The sequence below is a fragment of the Streptomyces sp. NPDC093221 genome, assembly GCF_044753885.1.
Lineage (GTDB): Bacteria > Actinomycetota > Actinomycetes > Streptomycetales > Streptomycetaceae > Actinacidiphila.
Window position 1 is genome coordinate 513916 of record NZ_JBIVOA010000001.1, and the last position, 20773, is coordinate 534688.

Genomic DNA, 20773 nt, shown 5'->3' on the forward strand with positions numbered 1-20773 from the left:
TGACACGTACACGGTCCGGCCCACCGGTTGAGGAATGTGCCTGGGGATCAGGCCGGGTCCTCCACGAAGGAACTGCACGCGGAGGCACCGCCCGAGCAGGTGCTGCCGCAGCCGTCACCGGTGGAGCACTGGAGCTTGCCGAACGGGTGCGCGGCGACGACAACCCTTACGTCGAGCGGTGCGAAGTCCTCGTCCAGGACTGTCGAGGTGGGGGCCGGGGCCAGAGTGGCGCTGGTCATGGTGATGCCCTTCCTTGCGTTGGTTGGGGATGGTGCGCGAACCCTGGCTCGCGACTAGCGCTGCGCGGGCCAGGAGAGTGAGATCCGGCTGTGGACCTTGTCGATGACGCGGTCGCCGGAGATCTGGTCGCCGGGCGTGCCAGCCGGGTAGACCCGGATGACCGGGCCGGGGCCGCCACGGTGCTCGTCGGCCCAGCCGTGCAGGTGACCGGCTACGGCCTCGGCGAACGCGGCGGCGTCGGGGCCGAGGGCGTGCACACCGAACTCGACGTGCTTGTTGTCCTCGGTGCGGCGGGTAGTGAGGTAAGCGAAGGTACGGCCCCGGTCGTCGATGGCGGCGAGGGAGAAGCCCTTGTTGGCCGGGGCGACGATGCCGGAGTCGAGATCCGGGTCAACGGCCATGACGCAGAAGCCGGGAAGGGCGATCGCCAGGTGCATCTGGAGGGTGTCCAGGAGTTCGCTCACACCGATGGTCACCCCGGTCCACATCTCGAACCGCGGGAACGTCACGGCGTTGTCGAGCAGGCTCGGGTCGGACGGCAGACCGTCGTCGAACCGCAGTCCGATCTCGGGGGTGCCGTTGACCAGCAGTAGCTCCTCGTTGTGCGCGGTGGAGCCCTGCATCGGCACGAAGCCGCAGATCTTCGCGGACTCGCTCTCCAGGTGGTCGCCGACGCGGGTGAAGGCAATGGAACGGGTCAGGCCGCGCATCCGCAGCGGCACCACCAGGCGGCCGTCGGGCTTGAGTTGGTCGATCCACGTCGGCGGGACGTCCCAGGCGCCGACGGTCACCATCACGACGTCGACCGTCCCCAGGTTGGGGATGGGCTGGGCGGCGTCGGCCGTGACGACGGTGACCCGGCTGTAGCCGTGCTCGTCCAGCAGCCGACTGGCCCGGTCGGTGACGACGGCGTCGATGTCCACCGTGGTGACCTCACCGTCCCTGCCGACGAGTTCAGCGAGATAGGCCGCGTTCAGCCCGCCCGACCCGATCTCCAACACCCGCATCCCTGAACGGACTTGAGCCTGCTCCAGCATCAGCGCCTGGATCTGCGGCGCCGACACGGAGCTGAGCTGCACCCCGTGCTCGTCGGTCTTGGTGATCACCGCCGCGTACGGCTCGTATGCCTTCTCCAGGTTCGCCTCGGGGGCAAATGCGTGCCGGGGGACGGCGCGCATCACGGCCTCGACTTCGGGAGAAGTGATCCACCCCTCCGCGCAGAGGGTGTCCACGGTGCTGTTCCGTAGGCGGACGGCCTCGTCAGGTTCGACGGTCGTACCGGTCATGAAAGGAAGCTCCTTCGATGGAAATACGGTGAGTTGCCAGCTAGCGACGGAACGTGCCGATCGGTCGGGACGGTATCGCCGTGCCGGCGGGCTCCTCGTGTGCGGTGAACCAGTCGTTGCGGGCTTCTTCGAGAACCGGAACGAGCTCTGTCTCAAGGCGGTCCGCTTGTGCGCGGAGTCGGGCGGCGAGGTCGGTGAGGTCTTCGGGGGTGAGGTTGTTCAACCAGAAGTCCTCCACCACCCGGACGTTGGCGTGCGGGGCTCGCTCCCGGGGCTCCTCGCTGTACGGGTAGCAGGTGATGTGGCCGTCGAAGAGACTCTCTTCGCTCTCGTCGGCCTGTCCGTCGTCACCGGCGCGTGCGGGGTGGTGGACGCGCATCCTCTGCCCGGCGAAGGGCCGGCGGTGTGCGAGGTCGATCAGTGTGACGGACAGTCGTTCCAGCGGGACATCCGTGTCGCTGGGGTCCTCGTCGGCCCACGGCGGCAGATATCCGGTGAGCGTGAAGCCGCCGGTGGTGCTGATGGACCAGGTACGGCCGGGCGGGGTGAGCGCTGCGGGGGGTTGCTGGATGAGCGGTGCGACGATGGCCGGGCTCTGGGCCACAGAGGTTGCCGTCACGACACGCTCTCCTTCGCCGGCGTCGAGGAATCCACGGGCGTATCGGTGAGCTGATGGGTGTGGGCGCCTGTGTGGAACGCGAACTCGCAGCAGGCTTCGTGTGATTCGGGGTCGACGAACGAGCAGTCCGGTCGGACGTCCAGCGCCGCGACCGGCTTGCCGTCCGCCCAACGCGCCCAGACGGCTCCGGTGTCCACGCCCCTCAGATCGAAGACGAGGGCGAAGTGGTCCCCGTCGTCGTGGATTTGGAGGTGGCACCATAAGTTCCGCTCGACGTCCGCCTCCTCGGCTGCCCCGTACGGCCTCGCCGCGCGCAGCGTCTCCTGGACGAGATGTTCCGGGAGCCGGGCGGTCCGGCCGCAGACCGGGAACAGGATCTTCGCGTTCTTCATTGCGCGTTGCTTTCTGCGTGGATGCGGAAGAAGGGTGGACGTACCCGCGCCGTCACCGGCGGGCCGACGTGGCGCGCAATGTGCACCACGTGGTCGTGCCGTCGGGGCTCACTCCCCAGTCGTCGGCTATCGCGGCGACGAGGAAAAGGCCGCGGCCGGTCTCGCTCTCCTCGTCAACGACACTCAGCCGCGGGCGGCGGCCGGACCCGTCGTTCACCGCGATCAGCACCCCCTGGAGGGTGATCACGAGGCGGAACCCGATCTCGCCGTCCTCGCCGTACCGCAGCGCATTGGTCACCAGCTCGCTCACCAGCAACTGAACGTCGTCCATGAGCGAGTTCAGGCCCCAGGGGCGCACCTTGGCCGCGCTGATATGGCGAAGCCGCCCCACCCACCGGCCGTCCACGTCCCGCTCAAGGGTGCCGTCCATGGCGGCGGCACCGGAGACACGTACCGCGAACTCGTCGCAGACGGGCTCGGCGAGGGTCGGAACGGGCGCTGTAGGCGTGGCATCCGTCGCTGCGTGCGGTGTGCGGGTCATGAGGTTGTCTCCTCTCTCCGGGCGCGGAGGAGACGCGACATCTTCACAGCCGGGATCCGGGTACGCATCGGCGACGGTTGTGCCCGCCGGGTGCAGGCCAGCGGCGGCCGAGTGGAGGGTTCGGCGGCGTTCGCGGTCGGCGGCGGTCCGCCGTGGCCGGGTCATGACGCAGCCTCCTGGCCGCCGGAGTGCAGCAGCGCCACCAGTTCACCGCAGAGCGCTTCGGCTTCTTCGGCGGTGAGTACCAGCACCGTCGCGGTGGCGGAGACACGCTTGCCGATCCGGCGGAGCAGGACCGGGATGGCGACGCGTCCGGCCTGAGTCAGCTCGGCTGCGCCGGGAGCGCGTTCGACGCGCCAGGCTCGTAACTTCCCACTCAGCGGCAGGTGACGTTCTGTCATGTCACTTACCGTAAAAGCGTCGTCGCTGACTGACCCTGAGGAAAAATCAGGGCTGACACAGGGTCAGAGCGTGCCGATCTCCAGGCGACTCTCTACGCGGTCATGCCGATGTGCTGCGCCACGGACCTCAAATCCTGCCGCCACATGGGCTTTTCCCGCTTGAGCAGGTCCGCGACCGCCTCCCGGACCAGCGGCGAGAAACCCACCTCTTCGGGGGACTGGCTGGTGATTCGCTTGAGCATGTAGACGGTGGCGAAGTCGTCACGCTGGATGCGGTTGCAGTTCATGACCTCGATCAAGTACCTGGTGCGCCGCTCAAGCGGCAGCTCGGGGTTGTCCTCCACGCTGTCGGCCACACGCAGCGCCTCCACCGTGTCGCCTTCCTCAGCCCGCAGGTGCACGGCGTGCATGGCCACGTTCGTCGGCCCGAAGCTGGTGTGCCAGTCGTTGCGGTCCTGACCGAGACGCGCCGCCGCCCGCTCGGCGCCGTGGTACAGGTCCCACGCCACGGGTCCTTGATGGTCGCGCACCGCGGCTACGGCCGCCGACAGGTGAAGCGCCCCGTACGCGGACAGGTGCTCCGCCGAGGCGTCCTCGCCCGGCCGGCAGCTCGCAATGGTCTCGCGCGCCAGGGCGACGCTGTCGGCCACATCGCCGGTGGAGGTGAGCACGCACGCCAGGTTCCACGTGGCCGCCGCGAGCAGTGCCGGATCCCCGACCTGGTCGGCGAGGGCAACGCCCCGGTCGGCGGCGATACGGGCCTGCACCGGCTCTCCGACGCGCCGCAGCCAGACCTGGGCCATGCCGTACACCGAGATCAGCAGCGCCACCGCCTGCCGCACCTGCTCCTCGCCTTCGGCGTCGCGCACGGCCGCGTAGCCCTGCCGCAGGAGATTCGGCAGCCGACCGCCGATGTCGGCGTAGCGGTCCTTGGTCTGCGTCTCGTATACCCGCCACGCGTCATCCACGGCCGCCCGGTACTCGTCCACAGGCACCTCGCCGATCCCGGATGGCAGCAGCGAGGAAGGCAATGCCAGCACACGGCGGATCGCGGGCACACCCTCGTGCTCGGTCTGCGACCCCGATACGGCGCCCGTCAGGACACCCCCGGTCAGGTCGGTCAGATCACGGATGTACAGCACTCGCGCGAGGTCGATCAGTACCGAGAGGCGGTCGATGGGCAGCACGCCCTTCTCGACCTTGTAGGCCCAGTTCTCCGTCTTGCCCACGAGCTCGGCCATGGCCTTCTGCGACAGGCCCCGACGTTCGCGGTAGTAGCGGATACGAGCACCGATACCGAAGTCCTGCTCGACAGTCATGAGCTGACGTCCCCTCGCCTGTACGGCAGTTGCTACGGCCCTCCATCGCCAGGGTACGACTCCGGCCCGGAAGGGCGAGGGCAATCGACCGACGGCTACGATCCGTGCAACAGCGTGCCCCAGCCCTGTGCCCCCTGGGCGAGTCACCTCCGATGGAGCCAGCAATGACCTACCGCGGCCTGATTCTCGATTTCGGCGGCGTCCTCACCATCCGGATGCGGCTCAACGGCGAAGCCTTCGAGCGCAGCGAGGGCCTGGCCCCCGGCGCCTACACCCGCGCGCTCAACGAGCATCCCGACGGCGTAGCGGTCTATGCGGCGTTGGAGGTCGGCGAGGCCACGCAAGAACAGTGGAACCAGGTCATCGGCGGCATCCTCGGCATCGACCCCACCGACCTCATGCGCCGTGCCCTGGCCAACCTCCACCTCGAACCCCGCATGGTCGACGCCGCCCGCCGCGCCCGCGCCGCCGGCATCAAAGTCGCCATGCTCTCCAACAGTTTCGGCCTGACCCCCTTCAATCCCTACGAAGCACTGGGCATGTGGGACGGGCAGTGGGACGCCATCGTCCTGTCCGAACAACTCGGCGTACGCAAGCCCGATCCCGGCATCTACCTCCACACCCTGGGACAGCTCCAACTAACGGGTGAGGAATGCGTCTTCGTGGACGACCATGCGGTCAACCTGCCGCCGGCCGAGGCGTTGGGCATCCGCACCATCCACCACACCGACGCGGCCGAAACTGTGGCGCAGCTCGATGCGTTGCTCGGCTGCGTCACGCCAGCGACGTAATTGCTTGAGTTGCCCATACTCCGAGGGGCTTCGCAACTGGCAGTTGGACACTGGCCTGGTGCTTCGGAGCAGAATCCGGAACGGACAGAACCAGAGCGGGACCAAGGAGGCGGCCCAGACCGCGAGCTGGGTGTCTCAGCTACTCGGTCCGCCACCAGCCTTGTCCGACGTGCCAGTCCTTCACCCAGGTCAGGAAGTCGCCCGCCCGCTGTTGGGGCGGGGGGTCGGCGTAGGGCGCGGCGCATCCGTCCCTGAGCCACCAGACCTGGCCGCGTTGCGGCCCGGCCACCACCAGGGTCCAGAACGCGCCTGGTCTGCCTTTGCCCAGCAGCGCCGAGCCGTGCAGGTAGGTCTCGTGGAGCAGTGACGAGTGGAGGGGGTCGTCGGAGTAGTCGTATTCCCATTGCCACTCCTTGGTGAGGGGGAAGGCGATGCCGGGCACCCGTGCGGCGGTGCCGTCGAACGGCTCGGGGCTCATCCAGCAGTCCGCCTCCCACACGGACCAGATGTCCGGTTTCCCGCCGACGGGCAGCAGGCCACCCTCATCGGGCGGACCGTCGTCGGTGCCGTTTGCGACCTCGGCCACAAAGGTCCGATACGGCTCGGGCAACACGACGCCGTTCGTACGCTCCCATGCCTGGAGAGTCCCCCAGCCCATGGGGGAGTGCCGGACCTCTACCGGAAAGGCTTCGCGCAGGAGGGCTATCGCGCCCGACAACGTATCTTCCACGCGCTACAGGTATCACCGGGCACTGACACTCTGGGTTGAGCTCACGAGGCACAGTCGGTTGGTAGAAAAGCTGAACGGCGTTGCGGGGGCGTGGAGCAGGCGCTCCGTCAGCATCGCTTTGCCGTGAATTTGCGGGCTGCCCGCTCGATGCGAGGAGGCGTGATGCCCTTCGATCCGCAGGCGTTGTGCCTGCGGACGTGTTGTGACTGGGGTGGGCGCTGGCGGCTCGCAGGCATAGTCGCAACTTCGCACGTCGGCGACCCTGAACATCGTGCCCGGTGAGGCACTGGCGGGGGCTTGGATGTCGAGATTGTGCAGTGCCCTGGCGAGATCGGGCCGGTCCCGGTCCGAGTCCAGCCATCCCACCAGCCCCAGCCCCCACCAAAAGGCGGCTTGGCGAGGACCGGTGACGAACCGTGAGACAGCCTTGAGCGAGGACAGGTCCTCGCCGGCGTTCCCACAAGTCGGTTCGTGATTCGTGTTGCTCAAGATCCAAATAGCACGGGCTTGGGCTTGGCACTACAGGCAGATCTTCCATCTCCGACCTGCCGTCGAGGTCGCGAGGTGCTGCGGTTCACCCATTGGGGTTGCCTAGAAGCTACGACGAATGTTGGTAAGTAGGGCTCGCACCTGGAAGTCAACAGATACAGTCACGCGCACGATGTCGACGGGAGCTCCTGAGTGTCAGTGGTAGGGGCTAACGTCAGAGGCGATGGGAGGACAGCCGCATGAGCACAGCCAACCCCTACCAGCGGGTCACGAGTCTCAAGTACTTGCTGATCTCGGCTGTTGCGTTGATCTTTGGGCTCTTCTTGCTCTATCTGTCCGGCACTAGCTGGTTCGAGAAGCACCACACTATGGGGAACCTCTCCAATCAGCTCGGGGGACTAGTAATCGCGTCCGTCGCCCTGACAACGTTGTGGGAGCTGGCTGGGCGGCGCTCCTTCTTTCAAGAAATGCTTGAGGTGGTGCATCTAAAAAGCGACGTCGATTCGACTGGACTAGAAGCCATCGGTGTGGACTATAGAAAAGCGGTTGACTGGGATGGCTTGCTTGGGTCTGCAAGAAATCTGGACGTATTTGCCGCCTGGGCGACGACTTGGCGTAACACTCATCAAGTGAGGCTCACCAACCTCGCTGCGCGCAGTGATGCTAAAATTAGGATTTGCCTTCCTGACGTCGCCGACTTGGCGTGTGTTCAACTGTTAGCCAAGCGTTTCAATCTAAGTGACCTGGAAGTTCAGCGTAAGATTGATGAGGCCGTAAGTGGGTACAAGGCATTAGACGGAAACGCCGGTACTGGACGAGTTGAGATCTATACGTCGTCCGCGTTCCACGTGTTCACCGCATATCGGATTGATGATCACTTTGTGGTTACCTTTTACCACCACAAGGATAGTCGGAGCGGGACTGTGCCGACCCTTCAATGCCGAAGCGGCGGAACCTTATATGCGTTCTTTAAGGATGACCTGGAAGGAGTCCTAAGTGCAGGCGCAAAAATCTATCCGTGACGTGGGGGAATTCGGTCGAGTGCGGGTATTTGAAGGAGACATAGATACGAACACCTACATGGATTTTGCTACTGCTGAGAGGATTGCGTGGGATATTGAGACGAACGGCCTTGAGCCAAAAGTTGCACAGATTGGTACGTGTCAACTGTATTCGCCGTCCGTTGGCGCCGTGATTGTCACTAATGTTGCAGGAAAAACTCCGCCTCTACTGGCTCATCTACTGGCAGACGCCTGGCCATTAAAGGTCTTTCACCACGCGCCGTTTGATCTCTCATTCATGGCCCACAGGTGGGGTGTTGCGCCGAATAACATCGCATGTACAAAAATTGCGGCCAAGATTCTCCATCCGTTTGCCCCGGCTGATGAATTTTCGCTCGCTTATCTGATGCGAAGGCACTTCGGTCTCGAATTAGACAAGCGTACGCGTTTCACGGACTGGATTGCGGCTAATTTGACGGAAAGTCAGATGCATTACGCGGTAGGTGACGTTATCAAGTTGCTCGATCTCTACGATCTGCTGGTTGAGCAACTTGAGATCAATGCGCTTTCGGGCCTTTATGAAAAGACGAGGGCGTTCCTACCCGCGCATGTTGCTCTCCGCCTGCGCGGATGCCCTGATCCGTTTCAGTACTGAACTGCCCAGCCGGAAGCACTCCGAGATGCACCTGCCCGGCGACTGAGATCTGGCGGCTTCCTCGGCAGCCGCGGTCGTGCAGTTCCAGGAGCACGGGTTCGCGCGTTTGAGCAGGTAGGCGCGGTGTTGGTAGCAGGTCTTCTCAACAACTGCGGACAAGTTCTGTAACAGGTGCCAGCGGTCGGCGACCTCCAAGGACTGCGGGGCAACCTCGCGGATCGCGCGAGTGCATGTGGCGACCTGGCGCCGGCGGATGCACTCGATGCCGGGATGAGCACAGAGCCATGCGTCGAAGGGTTCTGCCGTGCGGTTGGGCAGCAAGTCCACACCTGGTCAACCCGGTGTTCACCAGCACGGTGCCCTGGGAGGCCGAAGAGTGCGCCGGGAAAGAGAGCAGGTGCTCCGTCATCGTCGCTTCGTTGGGGTCTCATGGTCTGCTTGCGCGGTACGCGGGGGTGCGCTGCTTGTCGTGTCTGCGGGTGCTGTGCCTGTGGTGATGCTGCGATAGGGGCGGATTGTGGCGGCTCGGATGCGGGCGGTGCGGAGTTGGGTGGTGTGGTGGTGGAGGCGCCAGTTGAGGACTTCGGCGGGGTGGTCGGCGGTGTCGAGTTCGCGTTGTTCGGCTATCGCGGTGAGGACGTGGCGGGGGTTGTGGCCGGCGCTTTCGGCTTTGGCGAGGGTGGTGGCCAGGGCGGGCCAGGCGGGGTCGGCGAGGATGCGGGTGGCGTGGTCGGGGAAGGCGGCGCGCAGGTCGGTGGCGTAGCGCTGGGCGGTCTGGAGGCTGGGTGTGCGAGAGGCGAGGCTGGCCAGTACCGGGTCGGCGGCTTGCCGGTAGGCGGCCTGGAGGTGGACGAGGGTCTCGCGGGCTGCTGCGGCCTGTCGTTGGTGGCTTCGGGCCTCGTTCCAGCGGGCGAGGAGGATGAGTACGGCTACGGCGGTGGACAGCATGCCCGCCACTGCGCTGTCGTCCTTGCCCGAGCCCAGGGTGTGGAGCAGTTCCTTGGCGGCGGTGCGCAGGGCTGCTGCGCTCTGGTGTTCTGCGCGGATGGCGGAGCGGTTGGCACGGTTGAACTCGGCTGCTGCTGCTCGCAGTTCGGCCCGGATGCGGGAAGGTGTGGTGGCGGCAGCGTTGTGGAGGAGTTCACCGAACGCCGCTGCCTGCGCCTGCACCACGCCGTCCTGCTCCTGGCCGCCGGTGGTTTCCTGGTTGAAAAGACCGGTGCGGAGGCTGCGCAGGACGGTGTCGGCCTGGTGCCACGGGCCGGTGTTGGTGGTGCCGACGGTGGGCTGGTCGGTGGCGTCGTGGGCGGCGAGGCGTTCGCGCAGGCGGTTGATGGACAGGTCGGGGGCGAGGGCGGAGCCGCTGAAGTAGACGGGTTCGCCTGGGCTGTTGGTGTCGTCGGGGGCGGCCAGGCTGTAGCCGGTGACGTCGCCGGTCTGCGGCCCCAGCCGGTATTTGACCTTGATGCCGAGGGTGCTGAGCGTGGAGAAGTATTCGGTTTCGTCGCGTGCGGCTGCCGCTGCGGCGTATGCCTGGCCGCGCAGCCATTCCCGTGCTGTCTCGGTGTTGCCCGCTCGCAGTGCCTTGGCCTGCTCGGCGCTGGTGGGCATGGGGGCTCCGGTGAAGTCGCCGGACTTGAGGCGCCGCAGGCCGAGTTCGGCTTCGATTTTGCGGCACTCGGCTTGGGCGCGTTGGCCGTCGCGGTTGGTGCGGGGGCGGCGGCCGTCCTCGCGGACGGTGGTGGCCATGATGTGGATGTGGTCCTCGGCGTGGCGTACGGCGATCCACCGACAGGCGGCGTCGTCGCCGTCGGGCGCGATGCCGGTGGCGTGCACGATGCGGCGGGCTACCTCGGCCCATTCCTCGTCGGTCAGGTAGCGGTCGCCGGGAGCGGTGCGCACGGGGCAGTGCCACACGTGTTGGGGGACCTTCTTGCCGGTGCGCTGTTCGCGTACGCGCACGGGCTGGTCGAGGTAGTCGGCCAGTTCGCTGAGCAGGGCGTGGTGCTGGTCCAGGGGAGCGCGGCCGGGGTCGGGGATGCCGGGCATGGCGAACGCGGCGACGATGTGGGGGTCGGTGTGTTCGTCGCGGCGGCCGGGGCCGTAGAGGTAGGACAGCAGTCCGCGGCTGCGGGAACCGGTGGAGACGTCAGGCACCATGGCGGCACCCCGAGACGACGTGTTCGAGGGCCAGGCGGGCGGCGCGGGCCAGAGCGTAGACCTCGGCCAGGACGTCGTCGGTGCGGTCGGGCCAGGTGCCGGTGTTGATGGCGCGGGCGATCTGGTTGAGGTTCACGCCTACGCGGTGGATCTCGCGGAGCAGTTGCCCGCACAGGCGGGTCAGGTCCTGGAGAGCGTGGGGGGAAGGCAGCGCGGGGACGCCGTCGGGGCGCTGTTCGCCGAGGTAGGCGTGGGCGAAGGTCAACGCGGCGTCCATGAGGAAGGCCGACCGTGACCGCTTGGCCGCTTTGGCGGCGAGGTCGATGAACTCCCGCTCGGCCGCCTCGGCGGAGGCGGTCAGTTGGATGTCGCGCTTGGTGCCGCTGCGCGGTCGGTACAGGATCTCGCTCAACGGCCGACGGCTCGTGACGAGCTTGTCGGTATCGACCGACAGCGCGGGGATGTCGAGCGCGGCGACACGGCGGTGGACGAAGGCGTCGGGGGTGAGGGTCGGCGCGAAGCGCTCGGGATCGTCGGCGTCGTGATCCTGTCCTGGAGGGAGGCCGCGCTCGGCCTCCCCTTCCCCGACCGTGCCCCGCTGGGCGCGGCCAGGGGCCACGCCCGCCGGGGCGGGGTCAAGCGCAATGTCCGCGTCGCCTCCGGCGATGTGGACATTGCTCCAGCTTGCTCCGCCGTTGTCGTGCCCCGGGCCAACACCCATTCGCCGCAAGGAGATTACCGGGGCGATGGGGGTCTCTTCCGAGGTCTTGTCCTGTGGGTTGACGGGGTCGGTGTCGGGGTCGGGTTTGGCGCGGAAGGGGTTGCGCACGAGGTGGGTCCGTTCGCGGGTCGTTGGTGGTGGCGATGTTCGTCGTCGCCGACGATTCGGCCAGACCGGTGTTCTGGGATAAGGGCCAGTGAGGGCGCGGCTGCCAGGTGTCGGCAGCCGCGCCGGACTATTCGGTTCGCGTGGGCTTTGGCTGTCCGGATGGGTTCAGGACGGGGCGGCGACGGGTTTCTGGTTCTTCCGGACGGTCGGGGTGCTGGCGGGCCTGGGCGTTGCTGCGGACCAGAGCGATGGCCTCGGCCAGCCGGTCGGTTCCGGCGCCTAGATCGGCTTCGGTGAGGGACTTGCGGGCGCTGTCGCGCGTGATCGCGTCGGGGTCCGGGTGGGCGGCGGCGATCACCTCAGCCAGTCGTTCCAGCGGTGCCATCGGTGGGCGTCCGCCCTGTTTGTGGGCGCGCGGTGCGGAATCCTCGTCCCGGTCCTCGTCTACGCCGGTGGGCTCGTACTGCGGTGTTCCGGACGCCACGACGCCTCCTGCGGCACTGTCCCGATCGACGCCCGCGAGGGTGCGGCTGGCTGTCGCTCCCGCCTCGGCGCTCGGCGCGGGCAGCGCCTGCTCGGCCGCCGGCGGGGCGTACGTCTGCGGCCGGTACAGAACCGGTGCGGTGATTCCGTCCACTGGGGTGCGGGCAGGGGCGGTGCCGCCGTAGCGGGTGATCAGGATGTGGAGGTGGGTGGCTCCGGCCAGGGCGAGGGGCGCGATGGCGGACAGGATGGCGACGGTCGTGTCGCCGAGGCGGAGCGTGGTGGTGCCGGGCTGGTTGAGATCGAGGGCATGCAGGCCGTTGGCCCAGATGCTGGCGGCGGTGGCGGCGATGAAGAGGGTCCAGGCGTACAGGCGGGCCGCCATGGGGGCTTCGCGCAGGACGAGCAGGGCGCGGACGCCGTAGGCGATGAAGCCGTCGATCACGATGGGGAACAGGTAGGTCAGGTGGGGGCGGACGTGGACGGCGGTGGCCATCTGCCGCAGGGCGTCGAAGGACAGGGCGCAGCTGGCGAGGCCGAGCAGGATGATCGCGGCGCGGTCCCACCAGGTGGCTCGGTGTCGAGCGGTCGGCTCTGCGGGGCTGGGGGTGGGTATGACGGTGTCAGGCATGGTGAAGGTGTCCTTGCGGAGGAGGTCTGCGGGGGTGGGCACGGTGTGCCGTATTTGCCGTCTTGCCGTTGCAACCGCAGGTCAGGGGCAGTACGGCAGGGCGTGCGGCTGCCGTTCGGGACGGCACACGGACGCGGCCACGGGAGCCGACGGTTCGGCTCGCGGTGGCGGCTGCCGAGGCGTCGGGACGGATCGTCATCCGTCTTGGGACGGATAGCCGTCCCGTTTCCAGGCCGTTGACCTGCGGGTTGCCGAGTGGGACGGCTGGGACGGCAGAAGACGGATGTGCGGCTCCGGCTGGTCCCTGCCGACCGTGCGTGGGTCGGCAGGGGACGAGGGGCCGGTCAGCTCGCGTCGGTCTCTGGTCTGCCGAGGGGGTGGACGGCGGGGCAGTAGCGCTTCCAGGCGTCGGTGAACTTGCTGTGCGTGTAGCCCTTGCGCTGGATGTCGCCGACGCGCACGTTGCCGGAGCTGATGCCGTATTCGCGGAGCATCGCGCCAAGGCCGCGCGGTGTCAGGCCGCCGCGCCCGTACTCGGCCCAGGGGGCTTCCGGGTCGCTGTTGAGCGCGAACAGGATCTCGTCGGTGCTCAGGTGTTCCTGCTCGCCCTTGGCGTGGAAGATCCGGCGGATGTCGGCGAGGATGCGGGCGTTGCTGGGCTGGTCGTCCTCGGATTCGGCCTCGGCGGTGACGAGGCGTGTGCATGCCTGCCGGGCCCGCTCGGGCCATGGGCCGCCTGCGAGGTCGGCGATGATGACCAGCGGTTCCCAGGTGTCGGCGGCGCGGTCTTCGACCGGCATCACTGGTTCCAGGTGCAGGGCCTGGTCGGCCAGGGGTTTGGTCCAGCGGGCGAGTTCGGTGCGCATGGTGCGCAGGGCGGGGCTGTCGCGTTTGGTGCGGTACGGGGAGACGCGTTCGCCTTCGGCGCGGCGGCGCATCCGGATCACGATGGAGCGGTCCATGATCGTGTCGGGGAGGTCGCCGATGCCGGCGATGGCGGCCATGGCGAAGGTGTGGAAGCGGTGCGGGGTGTGGTCGTTGCCGACCACGCGCAGGACGTAGCGGTCGCGCTGGTGCCCGGCGTTGAGCAGGCCGCGCATCTCCTCGTTCTTCTCGGCCACCTTCGGGCTGCCGAAGATGGTGTCGGCTTCGTCCACGAGCAGGGTGGGCGGCTCTTCGGTGATCGAGCGGAAGACCGCGGCCGGTGTGGAGTTGACGGTCAGGACCGGGCTGTGGACGGTCTCGGCGAGCACGTCCAGCAGGCGGGACTTTCCGCACCGCTTGGCCGGTCCCACCACCGCAAGGCGCGGGGCGTGCTGCCAGGCAGCCTGGAGATGGGATGCGGCGACCCACAGCGTGGTGGCGTCGAGCGCCGCCTCGGAGGGCAGGACCACGAACCTGGCGATCAGCGCCCGCAGCCGCCTGAGCAGTTCGTCGCCCTCGTTCGGCGCGGCGTCGGGTATCTCCGGCGGGCCGGTCGGCTCCTCCGTCCGGTCCGGTGCGGATGCCTGCACGGGGGCAGGGAGCGGGGATACGGCGTCGGGTTGGGGTGGCCTGTGGCCTCCGCCGGGCTGTGCGACGGGTGGCCAGGTGCTGGCCAGTGGGATGGGGCTTGGGGCTGCGGGTTCGTGGCTGGAGGCAGTATTCTCGTTCACGGAGACTCCTTGCTCGGCGGGTTCCGGGGGGCAACCTGGTCCGCCGTTGGCTGACTGTCCTGGGATGGGCGGTGGCGTGGTTTCCGTCAGGCCCCCGGTGTTGGTAGCGCCGGGGGCTTTGTGCTGTGCAGCGCCAGTCTCGACAGGCACTCAACCTCCTCCAGGTTGGGATCCCAATGCGGGATGAGAACATTGATATCACGGCGCCCGCCCGCCAGTCAAGCGCTCCTGGCATTCTTAGAGCATGCGATTCCAGCATGTCGGCTGGTCAGAGGTGGTCACGATTCCATAACGAACGGCCCAACCGCTTGTGGCATGGGTTCTTCATGCGGTATCGTTTTATTCCATCCCGGCGCGTCGAGACCGGGCCGGAGGGAGGCCGACATGTCCAGTCCGCACGCGCACCGCTACACGCCCCTGGAGGGCGAGGCCCTGGTGGCGCACAACATGAAGGTCCTGCGCAAGGCCGCGCGCCTGTCCCAGGAGGACCTGGCCGAGCGCATGACCCGGCTCGGGTTCAAGTTCCACCAGACCCAGATCGCCAAGATCGAGAACGGCACCCGCCTGCTGCGCTTCGACGAGGTCGTCGGCCTGGCCAAGGCCCTCAGCGTCCCCGCCGCCCACTTCATGACCGAAGCAGTCGCCGGCCCCGACGAGCCGGACTACGAACTGCAGGAGGCCGGCTACCGCGTCCAGAAGGCCGAGCAGGAGTGGAAGACCGCCCACGACATCGAGCAGGGCGCCAGAGCCCGGCTCGAAGAGGCCGAGCGCGAGTACGACGAGATCGCCGACCGCCTCGCAGCCCAGGGAGTGAACGTCGGCCAGGACACCGGACCCGAGTGGTACCCCGCCCCCAACTCGACCTGGGACCCGCTGCGCGAGGGCCCGTCCGACGGCCAGTAGGAGGTCACCTCCCACTGGCACGGCCCCATCGGCCGCCCACCCTCGCCGCCAGGCCCAAAGCCATTCCCACCGGCCCGGCCTCGCCACACCCGCATCGGTCCTCGGCGCTACCAACGCCGAGGATCAGGCACGCGGGATCGCTTCATCCACCGCCCATCCCACCAGTCAGCACGGCAGCGCGTTGCCCCGCGCCGCCGAGAGGAACCCCATGCCTGCAACACCCACGTCCATTGCCTTGCTGGCGGACGCCATCGGCGTCGGCCAGCAAGACCTTCCGCGCATCCTGCACGCCAGCACATCGACCGCGTACGACCCCACGCTGGTCGCGCTCACCGTCGAGGAAGCCGCCCGGCGCCTGAGCGTCGGCCGGACCACGATGTACGCGCTCCTCACCTCCGGTGAGATCCCGTCCGTGACCATAGGCCGCCTGCGCCGTATCCCGGCCGAGGCGCTGAACGAGTACGTGGCCGCCCACACCCGGCTCACCCGCTCGACCGTCGCTCTCGCGGCCTGAGGAGGGCGGACATGACAAAGTCCCGGCAGCCCAACGGCGCCTCATCGATCTACCTCGGCAAGGACGGGAAGTGGCACGGCTACGTCACCGTCGGCATCAAGGACAACGGCAAGCCCGACCGCCGCCACGTCAAGCGCAAGACCCGAGCCGAGACCACCAAGGCCGTCCGCGAACTCGAGAAGGAGCGCGATGCCGGCCGCGTCCGCAAGGCCGGCCAGACCTGGACTATCGAGTCCTGGCTGACCCATTGGGTCGAGAACATCGCGGCCCTGCACGTCTCCGAGAACACCATCGACGGCTACCGCGTCGCGGTCTACCACCACCTCATACCCGGCCTGGGCGCGCACCGCCTGACGAAGCTGGAGCCCGAGCACCTGGAGCGCTTCTACAAGAAGATGCAGGACAACGGCAGTTCAGCCGGAACCGCCCACCAGGCACACCGCACCGTCCGCGCCGCCCTCAACGAGGCCAAGCGTCGCCGCCACCTCATCGAGAACCCCGCCACCATCGCCAAGGCCCCACGCTTGGTCGAGGACGAGGTGGTGCCGTACACGGTGGAGGAAGTGCAGCGTCTCCTGGAGGTGGCCGGCCGCCAGCGGAACGCCGCGCGGTGGGTCATCGCCCTGGCGCTCGGCCTCCGGCAGGGCGAGGTGCTCGGCCTGAAGTGGACGGACGTCGACTTCGACCTCGGAGTGCTCGTCGTCCACCGCGGTCGGCTGCGGCCCCGCTACCAGCACGGCTGCGGCGACACGTGCGGGCGCAAGCCCGGATATTGCCCACAGAAGATCAACATCCGGCGGGAGACCAAGGAGACCAAGTCCCGCGCCGGACGGCGCCCCGTCGGCGTCCCCGACGAACTGATGAAGCTCCTCGCGCAACACCGCGACGAACAGGGCCGAGAGCGCTTCATTGCCCGCGACCTCTGGTTGGAGAAGGGCTACGTCTTCACGTCACCGACCGGCGAGCCTCTCAACCCCAACACGGACCATCACAAGTGGAAGGAGCTGCTGGAGGCCGCCGGTCTCCGCGATGGCCGACTGCACGACGCCCGCCACACCGCAGGCACCATCCTGCTTATCCTCGGCGTCCCGGACACCGTCGTGGACGCGATCATGGGCTGGGAGCCCGGCCAGTCCGCCCGCATGCGCCGCCGCTACCAACACCTCACCAACCGCGTCCTCACGGATACCGCGGACAAGATCGGCGGACTCCTTTGGCCGCTGCCGGAGATGCCACCCGTCGCCTGAGCGCCCGCCCAGCCCAGGTCGGCCGGAATGCGTCAGCATTCGGACCAACCTGGGTTGGGCTCCCTACGAGTCCCGCCCCGAGACCCCTGGCGGCTGATCACCAACGCCGCAGCAGACGCAGAGACAGGCGGACGGATGGCCGGGGCGGGGTGAGGAGGCTATTCGGGGCTGCCTTCGTCTGTAGTGGTCTCGTCGTCAATCAGCCCGTAGGGGGGTCGATCCTCGTTGCGGCTGTACCGGACCACGACGTTCTCTTCCACGAGCACGGGCGGACTGTTGTCGACGATGATCACCTGGGCGCCGGCTCCCTGTTCAGCCAGCCAGCTGCTCAGGTGACGGTAGAAGTCGTCGATGGCGATCGCGTCTGCGATTACCGCGTCCCGGGTGGCGCCGTGGCCCAGGTTCTTCTGCGGGCTGTCGATCATGAGGAAGCCGGGGTGGGCGGCCGATGTTTCGACGGCCACCTCGAAGACGGCCAGCTGCCAGGCTAGGGTCAGGAGGGTTCGGGCGCCGGATGATGCCTCGCGGTAGGAGTCGCCGCGCACGTGAGGAACCAGGTTGGTGTCGATCATCGGCTGGCTGAGTTTCGGGTAGCGCCACTGCCGCAGGAGGTCGCTGTATCGGCTGCTGATTCGGCCGACGACCAGGTCCCTGTCCTGGGCGGCATCTCCCAGCCGGTCGCGTTCCTCCCGCAGGCGTTCGATCTGTACCTCATGCCGCTCCACGAGCGCGGCGCGCTTCTCCAAGCCAGCCTGAAGCTTCGTCGCGTTCTCGGCGTGCTGGAGATGACGGAGGACTTCCTCGCGCCGACGCTGAAGGTCGTCGCGAGCGGCGAGGAACGGGGTGACGGTGGGCGAAGTGGCCTCGTCGACCGCGGCGGCGGCACGTTCTTCGTCGAGTGCGGCGTCTTCTGCCTGGAGCTTCATCGAGGCAAGCGAGCTGTCCAGGCCCTCGATGTAGGCAGTGATCTCCTTCAAACGGGCCTTGGTGGCCCTGACCTCGGCCGCGACGTTCAGCCGCCCTTCATCCGATGAGTGCTCGGCTGTGGCGGTGCCGAGCGTCAGGTGGCCGTCGTCGTCGGGTAGCTCGTGGCTGCACAAACTGCACGAGCCGTTCTCTACCGACGGGGGGGCGGGCAGCCGATTCAGGCACGCCGGGCAGGTCGTGACGCTGAGGGGGTCGAACAGGCGCTGCGCTTCGGCCAGCATATTGAGCTTGACGAGGTCGTCCGCGTATTGCGCCCGCAGCGGCATCATCCGGGTGAGTTGCGTCTCGCAGTCACGTACCACGCCGGCGGCTCGCCGGGCGCGCTGGGCAGCTTGCTGGTGCTCACGGCGCAGACGCCCGGCGAAGGTGGTGCCGGCTTGCGCTGCCTCGTCGAGGACCCGTAGCTGCTCGGTCAGCTCCCGCAGCTCGCCTTCGTATTGCTCAGCGATCAGCGCGCCGACCGTGGGAACGTCCTGCTCGTCGACGAACGCCCGTGCTGCGGCGAGCTCGGAGCGTGCCTGGGTGAGTCGGGCGCCCAGTTCCTTGATGCGTTGCCCAAGCTCGACGGCGCGGTCGTCGTGAACGCCGAAGACGACGTCGACCACCTGCTTCAGCTTGTGCTTCTTCATGTACTCGTTCTCGAACAGAAAGTTCTTGGATGCGACCCGCTCGTTGGGAAGGAACGCGAGGTTCATGAGGTCGCGGATGCTCAGCGGGTCAGTCCGGGACTCACGGCTGGAGGGGGCCTCCCGCAACTGGACGCCTTCAAGCTTGCAGTGCCCCAGCAGCAGCGCGGAGAGGCTCTCGGGCGCTCCCGCCGGGTCGATGGTCCTGCTCTCAGGTTTGGAAAGCGGCGGACTGTCCAGCGTCCCTCGGCGTACGTAGGCGACCTTCGACGGCTCCCCGACGGGCCGCTCGATGACGTGTGGTTCTCCGGACAGCTCGACTTCCAGAAGGCAGGAACGGACCTTCCGCAGCACTTCAGGATGGCGTGGATGGCGCTTCCCACCGAGGCCATAGGCGATGAACTCCAACACCGCGGTCTTGCCCGAGCTGAATGCCCCGGCCACCACGGAAAGGGCTCGCACCCGCTGGTCGTGCGTGAAATCGACGTCATAGTTTCGGCTGACGCCAGCAAGGCGCAGGCGTCGGATCCGGATCCCAGGTAGAGGCTGCATGGTTGTCATCCCTCCCAGGGCATGTCAGGTGCCTGCGGTCCAGGTCCCAGCACGCTGAGGAGCGCGGCACCGGGACCGCCTTTTCCATCCGGCCGCAGCCACAGTGCGGTCTGTTCCCGCAGCGCCTTGTCGCTGAGCTTGCGGAGGCTACGCACGACGATGGACGCAGCAGTGGTGAACGACGCGGCGTAGGTGGCGGTGAAGCGAGCCCCGAGTTCCCGACCGCGGTTGCTGATCGAATAGGCGAAGGCGCCGTTGCGGTGGTGGACCTCGCAACACCCGTAAGCCACGAGCAGTCCGAGATCGTGTCGGATGCGCTCGCGTCGACTGGTGAAGCGCTGCGAGGAGGACGCGTACGAGAGCGCCTGCGGATCGAATCCGGCCAGCCTGAGTATATTGCCCTCCCGGCCGTCGGAATCGACGACGAGGAAGGGATTCGCCGACAGGAAGTCGTAGTAGCCGATGCGCTCCAGACTCGCCCCCTTCGCGTCCTGTCCGGCGACAGCGTCGAGAAGAAGCAGCAGCTGCGCCAGCCGGAAGGTCACCTCGTCCTCCGGCATCACCACCGGCCTGTGTGCATCCACAGCGAACTCCTCGTAGGTCTAACAGGTCAGGCGACGGCGGTCAGCTGTCAGAGTGCTCGGCGGCGACTTGGCGCCAGTGTTTGACCCAGCCCGCCTTGCGGTTGTCCACGAGCCGGTGGACAAGCCCCCAGCTGTGCACCAACTCAAGACGGAGCAACTTCGGCAGTTTGTCGTGCTCGTTGCGTACGTCCCGCCAGACACGGGTGTGGAGCCGAAGCGCGTCCTCCACCGCGCATTCGTTGAACTGGATCTCCCATAGCCCGTGGAGCGTCGCATTGGCGGAACTGAGTGCCGCCACCTCCGCCGGAACATCCTTGTGCGCGATCTCGCGAGCGACCAAATCGGCATTGAAGAACTGTCTCTTGGCCGAGTCCAGCTCCACGTGGCCAGCCTCGGCCATCTGCCGAATGAACAAGGCAGAGCCAAGGGCGGCTGCCTTGTCGTCCTCGACCTCGAGTACCAGCCGAAGCTGCTCCACGGGGGCGGGGGCGGCCTGGGCGTACGTCTCGTAGAAGCCGCGACGCACGTCGTCGCCTTCGGGGCTAAGCAGCTTCTTCCGGAGGGCGGTCTCGTCCCAAAGCTGGATGACGAGGCTGTGTTCCTTCTCCCTTGCCTTCGTCCACGTGTCCCACCATGCCGCCATGGGGCCGTCCATGCTGGAGGGGATACACAGAATCCAGCTGGCAATGGTGTGGCCGTTCTTGACGGCTGCCTTCAGCACGTTGTCGAGTGAGTCTGTGACCTGCTGCACGTGCTTCTTAGTGGTGACCGGCATGAAGTACTTGGACTGCCACACTGTGATCGCTCCGCCGAGGTTTCCGGCGAAGGCGTCGATACCCCAGTCACCCGGGTTCGCAGCAACGGACCGTACGTTTGGAGTGGTCGCGGCGGCAAGCTGAGCGACCATCGTTTCGAAGTCGTCGCGGGCTCCGCCGGGGCTTCCCCCGCGGACTGCGTGCACGTCGAAGCTGATTGGCTGGACACCCGTCGGCACGGCTATCGAGTCAGGCACAGCCCACCCCCCTGCGCCGGTGGCTGCACACAGGATGTTCCCTGTGCGTCACACACCGTATCGATGGAGCCTATCCAACGGACAGTCGTCTGATCAAGAAGTGGAAGGCGCGGGCAATCTCAAATA

The 20773-nt window shown here is 67.3% G+C and carries 21 protein-coding genes; 6 read left to right on the forward strand and 15 right to left on the reverse strand.

Features of this window, described 5'->3' with window-relative positions:
• Nucleotides 1-47: 47 nt before the first annotated feature.
• The 7 genes from ACIQCJ_RS02260 to ACIQCJ_RS02290 all read right to left on the reverse strand — a co-directional run bounded on the left by ACIQCJ_RS02260 (nt 48) and on the right by ACIQCJ_RS02290 (nt 4798).
• Nucleotides 48-239, reverse strand: coding sequence for an FxLD family lanthipeptide (locus ACIQCJ_RS02260; RefSeq protein ID WP_402710442.1), 192 nt, complete (start codon nt 237-239; stop codon nt 48-50).
• 54 nt (nt 240-293) lie between these two features.
• Nucleotides 294-1526, reverse strand: a complete 1233-nt coding sequence (fxlM, locus tag ACIQCJ_RS02265) for a methyltransferase, FxLD system (protein ID WP_402710443.1) — start codon at nt 1524-1526, stop codon at nt 294-296.
• Nucleotides 1527-1566: 40 nt separating this feature from the next.
• Entirely contained in the window at nt 1567-2145 is a 579-nt protein-coding gene (locus ACIQCJ_RS02270) for a DUF6907 domain-containing protein (protein WP_402710444.1), read from the reverse strand.
• Complete coding sequence (locus ACIQCJ_RS02275; RefSeq protein ID WP_402710445.1) at nt 2142-2537, reverse strand: hypothetical protein; 396 nt, start codon at nt 2535-2537, stop codon at nt 2142-2144. Before ACIQCJ_RS02275 ends, ACIQCJ_RS02270 begins: the two co-directional genes overlap by 4 nt.
• Before the next feature lie 52 nt (nt 2538-2589).
• The gene (locus ACIQCJ_RS02280) at nt 2590-3078 is read right to left on the reverse strand and encodes an ATP-binding protein (RefSeq protein WP_402710446.1); all 489 of its coding nucleotides are present in this window, start codon (nt 3076-3078) and stop codon (nt 2590-2592) included.
• A gap of 161 nt (nt 3079-3239) precedes the next feature.
• A complete protein-coding gene (locus ACIQCJ_RS02285; protein WP_391159228.1) occupies nt 3240-3479 on the reverse strand; it encodes a hypothetical protein in 240 nt (79 codons plus the stop codon).
• Between the two features lie 92 nt (nt 3480-3571).
• The gene (locus ACIQCJ_RS02290; RefSeq protein WP_402710447.1) at nt 3572-4798 is read right to left on the reverse strand and encodes a helix-turn-helix domain-containing protein; all 1227 of its coding nucleotides are present in this window, start codon (nt 4796-4798) and stop codon (nt 3572-3574) included.
• 164 nt (nt 4799-4962) lie between these two features.
• On the opposite strand from ACIQCJ_RS02290, the gene ACIQCJ_RS02295 reads away from it, so the two are divergent.
• Entirely contained in the window at nt 4963-5589 is a 627-nt protein-coding gene (locus tag ACIQCJ_RS02295; protein ID WP_402710448.1) for an HAD-IA family hydrolase, read from the forward strand.
• 139 nt (nt 5590-5728) lie between these two features.
• Here ACIQCJ_RS02295 and ACIQCJ_RS02300 read toward each other — a convergent pair whose 3' ends face one another.
• Nucleotides 5729-6175, reverse strand: coding sequence for a hypothetical protein (locus ACIQCJ_RS02300; protein WP_402710449.1), 447 nt, complete (start codon nt 6173-6175; stop codon nt 5729-5731).
• A gap of 872 nt (nt 6176-7047) precedes the next feature.
• Between ACIQCJ_RS02300 and ACIQCJ_RS02305 the strand changes: the two genes are divergently transcribed.
• Nucleotides 7048-7830 carry a hypothetical protein gene (locus ACIQCJ_RS02305; protein WP_402710450.1) on the forward strand — a complete coding sequence of 261 codons (783 nt, stop codon included), beginning with the start codon at nt 7048-7050 and terminating at the stop codon, nt 7828-7830.
• Nucleotides 7805-8464: a hypothetical protein gene (locus ACIQCJ_RS02310; protein WP_402710451.1), complete on the forward strand. Its 660-nt coding sequence runs from the start codon at nt 7805-7807 to the stop codon at nt 8462-8464. The genes ACIQCJ_RS02305 and ACIQCJ_RS02310 overlap by 26 nt, the downstream gene beginning before the upstream one ends.
• A gap of 405 nt (nt 8465-8869) precedes the next feature.
• Here the strand turns inward: ACIQCJ_RS02310 and ACIQCJ_RS02315 are convergent, their stop codons facing one another.
• From ACIQCJ_RS02315 to ACIQCJ_RS02330, 4 genes are all read right to left on the reverse strand, one after another.
• The gene (locus tag ACIQCJ_RS02315; RefSeq protein ID WP_402710452.1) at nt 8870-10624 is read right to left on the reverse strand and encodes a relaxase/mobilization nuclease domain-containing protein; all 1755 of its coding nucleotides are present in this window, start codon (nt 10622-10624) and stop codon (nt 8870-8872) included.
• Nucleotides 10614-11453, reverse strand: a complete 840-nt coding sequence (locus ACIQCJ_RS02320) for a MobC family plasmid mobilization relaxosome protein (RefSeq protein ID WP_402710453.1) — start codon at nt 11451-11453, stop codon at nt 10614-10616. The genes ACIQCJ_RS02315 and ACIQCJ_RS02320 overlap by 11 nt, the downstream gene beginning before the upstream one ends.
• A 127-nt stretch (nt 11454-11580) precedes the next feature.
• A complete protein-coding gene (locus ACIQCJ_RS02325) occupies nt 11581-12567 on the reverse strand; it encodes a DUF2637 domain-containing protein (protein ID WP_402710454.1) in 987 nt (328 codons plus the stop codon).
• A 344-nt stretch (nt 12568-12911) separates the two neighbouring features.
• A complete protein-coding gene (locus ACIQCJ_RS02330) occupies nt 12912-14222 on the reverse strand; it encodes a DUF3631 domain-containing protein (RefSeq protein WP_402710455.1) in 1311 nt (436 codons plus the stop codon).
• 384 nt (nt 14223-14606) lie between these two features.
• On the opposite strand from ACIQCJ_RS02330, the gene ACIQCJ_RS02335 reads away from it, so the two are divergent.
• From ACIQCJ_RS02335 to ACIQCJ_RS02345, 3 genes are all read left to right on the forward strand, one after another.
• Nucleotides 14607-15125, forward strand: a complete 519-nt coding sequence (locus tag ACIQCJ_RS02335; protein WP_402710456.1) for a helix-turn-helix domain-containing protein — start codon at nt 14607-14609, stop codon at nt 15123-15125.
• Between the two features lie 208 nt (nt 15126-15333).
• On the forward strand, nt 15334-15639 hold the full coding sequence (locus ACIQCJ_RS02340; RefSeq protein WP_402710457.1) for a helix-turn-helix domain-containing protein: 306 nt from the start codon (nt 15334-15336) through the stop codon (nt 15637-15639).
• Between the two features lie 11 nt (nt 15640-15650).
• The gene (locus ACIQCJ_RS02345; protein WP_402710458.1) at nt 15651-16886 is read left to right on the forward strand and encodes a tyrosine-type recombinase/integrase; all 1236 of its coding nucleotides are present in this window, start codon (nt 15651-15653) and stop codon (nt 16884-16886) included.
• A 158-nt stretch (nt 16887-17044) separates the two neighbouring features.
• On the opposite strand, the gene ACIQCJ_RS02350 is transcribed toward ACIQCJ_RS02345, so the two are convergent.
• The 3 genes from ACIQCJ_RS02350 to ACIQCJ_RS02360 are packed head-to-tail and all read right to left on the reverse strand — an operon-like array spanning nt 17045 to nt 20647.
• A complete protein-coding gene (locus tag ACIQCJ_RS02350; protein WP_402710459.1) occupies nt 17045-19060 on the reverse strand; it encodes a DNA recombination protein RecN in 2016 nt (671 codons plus the stop codon).
• Nucleotides 19057-19635 (reverse strand): ABC-three component system middle component 2, encoded by a 579-nt coding sequence (locus tag ACIQCJ_RS02355; RefSeq protein WP_402710460.1) that lies wholly within the window; start codon nt 19633-19635, stop codon nt 19057-19059. Before ACIQCJ_RS02355 ends, ACIQCJ_RS02350 begins: the two co-directional genes overlap by 4 nt.
• 40 nt (nt 19636-19675) lie before the next feature.
• Nucleotides 19676-20647 carry a serine/threonine protein kinase gene (locus tag ACIQCJ_RS02360; RefSeq protein WP_402710461.1) on the reverse strand — a complete coding sequence of 324 codons (972 nt, stop codon included), beginning with the start codon at nt 20645-20647 and terminating at the stop codon, nt 19676-19678.
• Nucleotides 20648-20773 lie beyond the last annotated feature (126 nt).